The sequence below is a fragment of the Alphaproteobacteria bacterium genome, from assembly GCA_035625915.1.
Lineage (GTDB): Bacteria > Pseudomonadota > Alphaproteobacteria > JACZXZ01 > JACZXZ01 > DATDHA01.
The window spans coordinates 1-2,177 of the sequence record DASPOR010000077.1; the positions used below are offsets into that span (position 1 = coordinate 1).

General features: G+C 59.3%; 1 protein-coding gene. It reads left to right on the plus strand.

Annotated elements, in window-relative coordinates; translation table 11 throughout:
• Window positions 1-548: 548 nt before the first annotated feature.
• Window positions 549-2,177 (plus strand): acetolactate synthase 3 large subunit (locus VEJ16_06410; protein ID HYB09282.1); only part of this gene is annotated, 1,629 nt, incomplete at its 3' end.

Genomic DNA, 2,177 nt, shown 5'->3' on the forward strand with positions numbered 1-2,177 from the left:
CAAGCGCCATCAGGGACAATGTGCCGCCTTAGAAGAGCACATTGTGGCGGTAACGCCGAGGATGAGGGCCCAAAGGATCTTCGACAGCACGCCGAGCACTGTCCCGCTGAACAGCGCCCATGCAGCCAAACGGGAGCGGCCAGAACGGATGCCGCTCTGTCTCGCTCTCAGTGCCGTTTTCAGCAGGAGTATTGCTAAGGACCCGCGCCATTCAATGAATGAAAGAGGATGGGAGAAAACTGTAGAGGCTGAGGGTTAACGCCGTAAAGGGCCGCGCCGAAGCACCATCGGCGCAATGCAATCGAATGTAGGTGGCGTGGGACGTAATCCTGTTCAGGCCGATGGAAAGGGCCTAATAGGCTAAGGAAATAAAATTTCGCATAACGATAGAGACAGTAATTTTCGGAAAGAGAGTTGGCAGAAATATTTTCATTAGTTTGCATTTGGCGTTGACCCTCGGACTTCGAAGCCGTAGGGTCGCGCCCGCATTGGGCCTTCCCCGAGAAAGTAGATGCGGGTTCGCCAAGCGAGACTGTGAGATGTAGCGAATGTCGCGTGCAATGACGGGCGCCGAGATGGTGCTGCAAGTTCTGGCCGACCAAGGCGTCGACCACATTTTCGGATATCCGGGCGGCGCCGTGCTCCCGATCTATGACGAGTTGTTCAAGCAGGATCAGCTGAAGCACATTCTCGTTCGCCACGAGCAAGGCGCGGTCCACGCTGCGGAAGGCTATGCGCGCTCGACCGGCAAGGTCGGTTGCGTGCTCGTCACCTCGGGGCCCGGCGCTACCAACGCTGTCACGGGCCTGACTGACGCGCTGATGGATTCCATCCCCATCGTCTGCATCACCGGCCAGGTGCCGACCCATCTGATCGGCTGCGATGCCTTCCAGGAATGCGACACCGTTGGCATCACCCGGCCCTGCACCAAGCACAATTATCTTGTGAAGGACGTGAACACTCTGAGCCGCGTTCTGCATGAGGCCTTTTACGTTGCACGCACTGGCCGCCCCGGGCCGGTGGTCGTCGACATTCCTAAGGATATCCAATTCGCCAAGGGCATCTACACCGGCCTCACAAGTTCCCAGCATAAGAGCTATCGCCCGCAGATCGAGGGCGAAGAGCACGCGGTTGCGGCCGCGATCGATCTCTTGACCAACGCCAAGCGCCCGATCTTCTATACGGGCGGCGGCATCATCAATTCCGGGCCGCGGGCGAGCGAGCGCTTGCGCGAACTTGTGCGCATGACTGGCTATCCCATTACCTCGACCTTAATGGGGCTCGGCGCCTATCCAGCCTCCGACAAGCAGTGGCTCGGCATGCTCGGTATGCATGGGACCTACGAGGCAAACAACGCCATGCACGATTGCGACGTGATGATCTGTATCGGCGCGCGCTTCGACGACCGCATCACCGGTAGACTCGATGCCTTCTCGCCGGGCTCGAAGAAGATCCATGTCGATATCGACCGCTCCTCGATCAACAAGAACGTCAAGGTCGACCTGCCGATCGTAGGCGACTGCGCCCGCGTGCTTGAGCAGATGATCGAGGGCTGGAAAGCGAAGAAGCCCAAGATCGACAAGGCGGCACTCAAGACGTGGTGGGCCGAGATCGACCGCTGGCGCAGGCGGAAATCTCTGTATTACCGCAAGCGCGACGACGTGATCATGCCGCAATACGCTATCGAGCGGCTCTACGCGCTGACCCGCGGCTATGACACCTACATCACCACGGAGGTCGGCCAGCACCAGATGTGGGCTGCGCAGTTCTTCAAATTCGAGGATCCGAATCGCTGGATGACGTCTGGCGGTCTTGGCACGATGGGCTACGGCCTGCCGTCCGCCGTCGGCGTGCAAGTGGCGCACCCGAACTCGCTCGTCATCGATATTGCTGGCGAGGCCTCGGTGCTGATGACTATGCAGGAGATGTCGACGGCGGCGCAGTACGACCTGCCAATCAAGATCTTCATTTTGAACAATGAATATATGGGCATGGTGCGCCAGTGGCAGGAGCTCCTGCATGGCGCCCGCTACTCGCACTCTTACACCGCGGCGTTACCCGATTTCGTGAAGCTCGCCGAAGCCTATCAGGCCGTGGGCATTCGCGCAGAGAAGCCGTCCGAGCTCGACGACGCCATCCGTGAGATGATCGCGGTCAAGCGGCCCGTGATCTTCGAC